Source organism: Polaromonas sp. CF318, assembly GCF_000282655.1.
GTDB lineage: Bacteria > Pseudomonadota > Gammaproteobacteria > Burkholderiales > Burkholderiaceae_C > Polaromonas.
The window spans coordinates 1-7,515 of sequence record NZ_AKIV01000066.1 but is presented as its reverse complement, the minus strand read 5'-3'; the positions used below and the strand labels follow the sequence as shown (position 1 = coordinate 7,515).

Sequence of the window (7,515 nt, the reverse complement as noted above, 5' to 3'; positions counted from 1 at the left end):
GGGCTGTGGCGGCCAGCCAGTGCTCGAAGGCGGCGGCGCGTGCCGGATCGGCCCAGGCGATGGACGGTACGGTCATGCTTGCGAAGCCTTCGCCGGGCGCGCGGCCGGGCTCGGGTTCGGCATTGTGGGGAGGGAATGGAGGGTCATGGATAATCAGGCCTGATTTTACAAACGGGTTTATCTCACATAAACGATGCGCCGCGCATCCCCCTCGCCTTTTATTCTCTCCCCGGTAGCTTTTGCTGTCTCCAGGCTGGCTGTGTTTTGCGCCACGCTGGGGATGACTGTTGCCGGAACGGCGCACGCCCAGGCGGCGCCGGCGGCCTCGCGTGGCGCGTCCGCCACCGCACCAGCGGAGACGGCGGAATCCGGGGGCGGGCTGAAACTCAAGTCCACGTCCAAGCTGGCCGAGGAAGTCTCCAACGATCCGCAGGACCGGGGCCCGACCTTTGTCTTCGGCGACCGCGTGTCGGGCCGTCCTGACCTGGAGACGGTGATCGATGGCAATGCGGAACTGCGTCGCGGGGCGACCTCCATCCGTGCCGACCGCATCGAGTATTACCAGCCCGACGACCAGCTCAAAAGCCGCGGCAATGTCCGCGTCAACCGGGCCGGCAACCGCTTTGAAGGCCCCGAGCTGGAACTCAAGCTGGACCGGTTCGAGGGCTTTTTCACCACGCCGGGTTACCGCTTCCTGAGCAACGGCGGTAATGGCCGCGCCGAGCGGGTCGACTTCCTCGATGAAAACCACCTGACGGCCCAGCGCGCCAGCTACACCACCTGCGAGCGCAACGACGAGGCGAGCTGGTCGCCCGCCTGGGTGCTGCGCGCCAACAGCTTTGAGTTCGACCTGGAGACCGAGGTCGGCGTAGCCCGGGGGGCCGTCATCCGCTTCAAGGACGTGCCCATCCTGGCGTTTCCCAAGTTCAGCTTTCCGCTGAGCGACAAGCGCAAGTCCGGCCTGCTGCCGCCCAGCATCAGCATGGGCTCGACCGACGGTTTTGAGCTTCGCCAGCCCTATTACTTCGACATCGCGCCGAATCGGGATGCGACCTTTTCCCCGGCGATCATGACCAAGCGCGGCATAGACCTGGCCGGCGAGTTCCGCTACCTGGAACCCACCTACCAGGGCCAGCTCCGTGCCAACTACCTGCCGAGCGACAAATTGCGCGACCGGGACCGCTGGTCCTACGGCTACCAGCACACCGGCACCATCAATACCGGCATTTCTTCCATCGGCAACCTGGGGCTGAACCTCAACCTGAACCGTGTCAGCGACAACAATTACTGGCGTGATTTCCCGGCAGGGCTGGGCTCCACCACCCAGCGGCTGCTGTCGCAGGATGCCACCCTGTCCTGGAGCAAGGGCTTCTTCTCCAGCACCTTGCGCACCCTGAAGTGGCAGACGCTGCAGGACGTGACCTCGCCCATTGTCCCTCCCTACGACCGGCTTCCGCAATTGACCGCCAGCTACACCCGGGTGGATGCCCCCCTGGGCCGCCTGGGCAACGGTTTTGACTGGTCCATCGAGGGCGACTACACGCGGTTTTCCGCCGACCGGACCCTGACGAACCAGCCCAACAGCAACCGGGCCTACACCAAGCTGCAGCTCAGCCGTCCCTGGCTGTCCTCGTCCGGCTTCATCACGCCCAAGGTGCAGCTGCACGCCACCAGCTACCAGTTCGACGCGCCGCTGATCGCCGACGGCGCGCGCTCGGCCTCGCGTGTCGTCCCGACCTTCAGCCTGGACAGCGGCTTGCAGTTTGAGCGCGAGGCGAGCTTCCTGGGCCGCAACTTTACCCAGACGCTGGAGCCAAGGGCCTTTTATGTGCGCACGCCTTTTCGCGATCAGAGCCGGCTACCGAACTATGACTCCGGCCTCAACGACTTCAATTTCGCGACGGTGTTCACCGAAAACGCCTTTGTCGGCAATGACCGCATTTCCGACGCGAACCTGCTGACATTGGGTGTGACCTCGCGCCTGCTGGACCCGGCGACCGGCGCCGAGGCTGTGCGCGTGGGCATTGCGCAGCGACTGCGCTTTGAGGACCAGCGCGTGACGCTGCCTGGCGCGCTGCCCGTCACCGACCGCATCAGCGACATTCTGGTCGGCGCGTCCGTCAACTGGGTGCCGCAGTGGTCTTTCGACAGCACGGTGCAATACAACCCCAAGACCAAACAGTCCGAGCGCGCCTCTTTCGGCGTGCGCTACAACCCGAGCAACTACCGTGTCATCAGCGCCGCGTTCCGGCGCCAGCGCAATGTCAGCGAGCAGATCGACGTGGGCTGGCAATGGCCCATCAACGACCTGTGGGGCGACAGGGGCAAGGACCTGGGTGCCGGGCAAGGCCAGGGCGGCGGGCGCTACTACGCGGTCGGCCGGCTCAATTACAGCGTGCTGGACAAGCGGCTGGTCGATTCCATCATCGGCGTCGAATACGACGGCTGCTGCTGGATAGGCCGCGTCGTGCTGCAGCGCTCGCAGACCGGCACGGGCACCTCGGACACCCGGATCATGTTCCAGCTGGAGCTGGTGGGCTTCTCCCGCATAGGCGCCAACCCCCTGGAAACCCTCAAGTCAAATGTCCCGCGCTACCAGTACCTGCGTGAGAAAATCGAGGCTCCAAGCCGCTTTACCACTTATGACTAATCACCGCTTTGTTCCAGAATTTTTCTCGGGCCTGCCGCGCCTCGCAGGGACGGCGCTCGCGCTTGCCATGCTGCTGACGGCACAGGCGCAAGCACAGGGGCTCAGGCCGTCCGCACCCTTGCGCCTGTCGTCCGATCCGGCCGCGCGGGCCCCGACCGGTCAGCGCCAGGCCGATTTCATCGTCGCGGTGGTGAATTCCGAGCCCATCACCAACAGCGAGGTCCGCCTCAAGCTGATCCGCACCGAGCAGCAAATTCTGCAGCAGGGCACGGCGCTGCCGCCGCGCAGCGAACTGGTGGTGCAGGTCCTGGAGCGCATGATCAGCGACAAGGCGCAGCTGCAGCTGGCGCGCGCGTCCGGTGTCCGCATCGATGAAAGCGCGATCCAGGCCGCGGTCCAAAGCGTCGCAAGCCAGAACCAGATCAGCGTCGACGAGCTGCGCAGCCGCCTGAAGGCTGACGGCATCGACTACACGCAGTTCCGTTCCGAAGTGCGCGACGAACTTCTGGTGGGCCGCCTGCGCCAGCGCGAACTCGAGTCGCGCGTCAGCGTGACCGAGCAGGAGATCGACCAGTTCCTGCGCGACCAGGAAGGCGGCGCCGCCGAGGCTTCCGCCCTGGCCCTCAACCTGGGCGAGATCCTGGTGGCGGTCCCCGAGAACGCCACGCCCGACCAGGTCGCGGCGCTGCAAGCCCGGGCCCAGCAGGTGCTTGATCGTGCCCGCGCCGGCGGTGATTTCGCCGCGCTGGCCGCCGAGTTCTCCGCTTCCGCCACGCGCGCGACCGGCGGCCAGATGGGCCTGCGCGCCGCGGACCGCTATCCCCCGCTTTTTGTGGAGGCCACCAAAAGCCTGCAAACCGGCGGACTGGCCGGTCCCGTGCGAAGCGGCGCGGGCTTTCACATCCTCAAGGTGATTGAAAAGCGCCAGGGCGGCATGCCCGGCGCGACCGTGACCCAGACCCATGCCCGCCACATCCTGCTGCGGCTGAACCCCAAAATGACGGAAGCCGCCGCGACCGAAAAACTCGCTGAATTCAAAAAGCGCATCCAGGCCGGCCAAGCCGATTTTGCCGCCCTCGCCCGCGAGAACAGCGATGACGGTTCGGCCAAGGAAGGCGGCGACCTGGGCTGGGCCAGCCCCGGCATGTTTGTGCCCGAGTTCGAAAAAGTCATGAACAGCCTGGCGCCCAACCAGGTGTCCGATCCGCTGGTGTCCCGTTTCGGCGTGCACATCATCCAGGTGCTGGAGCGCCGCGACACCCAGCTCTCGCAGCGCGACCAGCGCGAGATTGCGCGCAACGTGCTGCGCGAAAAGAAGCAGAGCGAAGCCTACGCACTCTGGGCCCAGGAAGTCCGCGGCCGCGCGTATGTGGAGTACCGTGAACCGCCGCAGTGAACGTGGCCCCCACGGTCGTTCACTGCGTGTAGCCTGCGGCTTCTCCCTGCCCCTTTCATCACGAAGGGGGCCGCTACGCCTGCGGTCTGGCAAAGCCAGTCCCGCGGCCCCTGCTGGTTTAATGCGTAAGGCTGCTCAGCGTCAGGTGGTTGTCTCATCGTGAAACACATTCCCCGCAAACGCTTTGGCCAGCACTTCCTGACCGACCAGGGCATCATCGAAGGCATCGTCCAGGCGATCGCGCCGCGGTCCGGTCAGGCCATGGTCGAAATCGGCCCGGGTCTGGCGGCCCTGACCCAGCCCCTGGTCGAGCGCCTGGGGAAGCTCACGGTGATCGAACTGGACCGCGACCTGGCCCGGCAGCTGCGCGAGCATCCGCAGCTCAGTGTGGTTGAGTCCGATATTCTCAAGGTGGACATCCGTGCATTGGCGAGCACCGCCTGCACACCGGGGCAGAAGCTTCGGGTCGTCGGCAACCTTCCGTACAACATCTCCACGCCCATCCTGTTCCACCTGCTGGGCGCTGTGGACGTCATTGAAGACCAGCACTTCATGCTGCAAAAGGAAGTGATAGACCGCATGGTGGCCAGCCCTGCCACCGGCGACTACGGCCGGCTCAGCGTGATGCTGCAGTGGCGCTACGCCATGGAAAATGTGTTGTTCGTGCCGCCGCAGAGCTTTGACCCGCCGCCGCGCGTGGACAGCGCGGTGGTGCGCATGGTGCCGCATGCGGCGCCGGCGGTGCTGGACGCCAGGCTGCTCAGCGAGTTGGTGCAGGTGGCTTTCAGCCAGCGCCGCAAGCTGCTGCGCCACACGCTGGGCCAGTGGCTGGTTGCGCGCGGCTTTGGCGGGGCCTTTGACGTGCAGCGCCGCGCCGAGGAAGTGCCGGTGGCCGAGTACGTGGCGCTGGTGCAGGCGCTGCAGGCCTGAACGCCGGCGTTGCGGCATAAAAAAAGCCCGTCTTTGACGGGCTTTTTTGTGGGCACCTTGCGGGGCACCCATGGTGTCGTTTGCTTTAAGCAGCGGCGAGCCAGTAACCCGCGTTAAACGGGCTGCTCATGCGCAATGCCAGAGGCGACACGTCCACCAGTTTGTCGGTAGGCATGACTTCTTCACCTTCTGCAACTGCTTGCTGGGCCTCATTCGCCCGATCCCCTTGGCCGATGTCTGGGGAGCGGGCTACAGAAAAGAATAGAAGCATCTGAACGGTATCTTTCGATCCGCCCAGTAGTCCGAGGCATCCCGGAAGATGTCGAGCAGCTGCTCGCGCGCTTCCTTGTCGAATTTGGCGTTGGCCGGAATCTGCTCGAGCACGACAATGAAGCCGGGCTGCGGGCCCGACTTGTGGACCAGGTCCGTCATGCAGTCGTACAGCGCATCGAAATTCTTGCCGAAGTGGGCCGGGAAGGTGTATTGCGCCGCAATCATGTCCAGCACGTCCTGCTTGCTCTGGGCATTGCCCAGGTTGGCGTACAGGAAATGCTGGTTCAGCTGCGTCGCGGCGTCCTGCAGGTCCTGCACCCGGAAGGCGCGTATGGATTGAACGATATTGGGCCGCACGCCGCGCAAGGGCGTTTCACCGTCCTTGCGCACCGGCGTCTCGTTGTCCCGACGAAGTGGTGTATCCATCTCCGCTACTCTTTCTCTGAAGTCAAAAACTTGTAATAACAACCACGGTTCATTTACTGAACGATTCTGCGAAAACTCGCATAGTGGTCGTCGGTGTAATAACAGGCATCCGGGGCGGTGGGTTTCAAGCCGCCACAAACAATGCGCCGGGCTCCCCGGCTGCGTTCATTGGGCGTTCGGACGGTGTATTCGCGGTAGTAACCACGACGGTTGGCCGGAAGAAGTCGTTCCCGGTTGCCAAACACCACGCCGTCCTTGTCATGCCTGAACGGCCCACCCTGGTAAATCAGCGTCATCATGTCGCGCCCTTGCGGGGGCAATTGGGCCGTTGCAATCGTGCCGACCGGCGCCGGTGAATCCGCGCCCTTGGCCTGCACCACGCTGGGGATCAGCCCGCTCAGGCTGGTTGCCAAGACCAGCAGGCCGGCCATTCTGGCTACCTGCCGACGTCCCCACCCATTGCGCAACATGAAAAAGAAGCCTTTCCTGAACCCAGGGTTCGCCCGCCGATTTCGGGTTAACCCTTAAATTTCAAGAGAGCTAGTTTGCCGCATGTGGCCGAAAAACGCAAGTGGCTGCTGAAAATTTAGGCAGTAAAGAAGGGGTTTACTGCCTGAATAAGTTAGTACTGGCTATCTAGTTCGGGCTTATCTGGCCGCATTAGCGTCCGCGACCGTGAGGGCGGTCATGTTCACGATGCGGCGCACCGTGGCGGTGGCGGTCAGGATGTGCATGGGTTTGTTCGCGCCCAGCAGCACGGGGCCGATGGCGATGTTGCCGCCGGCCGCCGTTTTGAGCAGGTTGTACGAAATATTGGCCGCATCAATATTGGGCAGCACCAGCAGGTTGGCCTCGCCGGCCAGCGTGCTGTTGGGCATGATCAGGCCGCGCGCGTCGGCGTCCAGCGCCATATCGCCGTGCATTTCGCCGTCGACCTCCAGCCAGGGCGCTTTTTCACGCAACAGTTCCAGCGTGCGGCGCATCTTCAGGGCGCTGGGCAGGTTGGAGGAGCCGAAGTTCGAGTGCGACAGCAGGGCCGCCTTGGGCTTGATGCCGAAGCGCATCATTTCCTCGGCCGCCATGGTGGTGATCTCGGCGAGCTGCTCGGCCGTCGGGTCGCAGTTGACGTGGGTGTCGAGCAGGAAGACCTGGCGATTCGGCAGCAGCAGGCCGTTCATGCAGGCATAGGTGTTGACGCCTTCGCGCTTGCCGATGACCTGGTCCAGGTAGTCCAGGTGATGGGCGGTGGTGCCCCAGGTGCCGCAGATCAGCCCGTCCACGTCGCCCTTGTGCAGCAGCATGCCGGCGATCAGCGTGAGGCGGCGGCGCATCTCGATCTTGGCGATCTGCACGGTCACGCCGCGGCGCTCCATCATGCGGTGGTAGGTCTGCCAGAAGTCGCGGTAGCGGTGGTCCTGCTCGACGTTGACCACGTCGTAGTCGAGCTCTTCCTTCAGGCGCAGGCCGAATTTTTCAATGCGCTGGGCGATGATGGCGGGCCGGCCGATCAATGTAGGCCGCGCAAGGCCCTCGTCCACGACGATCTGGCAGGCGCGCAGCACGCGTTCTTCCTCGCCTTCGGCATAGGCCACGCGCTTGCGGCTGGCCGCCTTGGCGGCCGCGAAGATCGGCTTCATGACCGTGCCCGAAGCGTAGACAAAGCTCTGCAGCTTGTCGCGGTAGGCGTTCATGTCCTGGATGGGCCGCAGGGCCACGCCGCTGTCGGCCGCCGCCTGCGCCACCGCGGGCGCGATCTTCATCATGAGGCGCGGATCAAAAGGCTTGGGAATCAGGTATTCGGGGCCGAAGGCCAGCTTCTCGCCCACATAGGCGGCCGCCA

Annotated in this window: 6 protein-coding genes; 3 read left to right on the top strand and 3 right to left on the bottom strand. The window is 64.4% G+C overall.

Going from position 1 to position 7,515, the window contains the following annotated elements:
- Nucleotides 1-193 precede the first annotated feature (193 nt).
- The 3 genes from PMI15_RS12985 (at nt 194) to rsmA (ending at nt 4,976) form a co-directional block, all read left to right on the top strand.
- Nucleotides 194-2,650 carry an LPS-assembly protein LptD gene (locus PMI15_RS12985; protein ID WP_007869350.1) on the top strand — a complete coding sequence of 819 codons (2,457 nt, stop codon included), beginning with the start codon at nt 194-196 and terminating at the stop codon, nt 2,648-2,650.
- A complete protein-coding gene (locus PMI15_RS12980; RefSeq protein ID WP_007869347.1) occupies nt 2,643-4,046 on the top strand; it encodes a peptidylprolyl isomerase in 1,404 nt (467 codons plus the stop codon). Before PMI15_RS12985 ends, PMI15_RS12980 begins: the two co-directional genes overlap by 8 nt.
- A gap of 159 nt (nt 4,047-4,205) precedes the next feature.
- Nucleotides 4,206-4,976 carry a 16S rRNA (adenine(1518)-N(6)/adenine(1519)-N(6))-dimethyltransferase RsmA gene (gene rsmA, locus PMI15_RS12975; protein WP_007869342.1) on the top strand — a complete coding sequence of 257 codons (771 nt, stop codon included), beginning with the start codon at nt 4,206-4,208 and terminating at the stop codon, nt 4,974-4,976.
- A gap of 249 nt (nt 4,977-5,225) precedes the next feature.
- Here the strand turns inward: rsmA and PMI15_RS12970 are convergent, their stop codons facing one another.
- The 3 genes from PMI15_RS12970 to PMI15_RS12960 all read right to left on the bottom strand — a co-directional run.
- On the bottom strand, nt 5,226-5,675 hold the full coding sequence (locus tag PMI15_RS12970; RefSeq protein ID WP_007869336.1) for a barstar family protein: 450 nt from the start codon (nt 5,673-5,675) through the stop codon (nt 5,226-5,228).
- A 53-nt stretch (nt 5,676-5,728) separates the two neighbouring features.
- Nucleotides 5,729-6,106 carry a ribonuclease domain-containing protein gene (locus PMI15_RS12965; RefSeq protein WP_007869333.1) on the bottom strand — a complete coding sequence of 126 codons (378 nt, stop codon included), beginning with the start codon at nt 6,104-6,106 and terminating at the stop codon, nt 5,729-5,731.
- Between the two features lie 216 nt (nt 6,107-6,322).
- A partial coding sequence (locus PMI15_RS12960; protein ID WP_007869331.1) for a phosphate acyltransferase occupies nt 6,323-7,515 on the bottom strand: 1,193 nt, incomplete at its 5' end.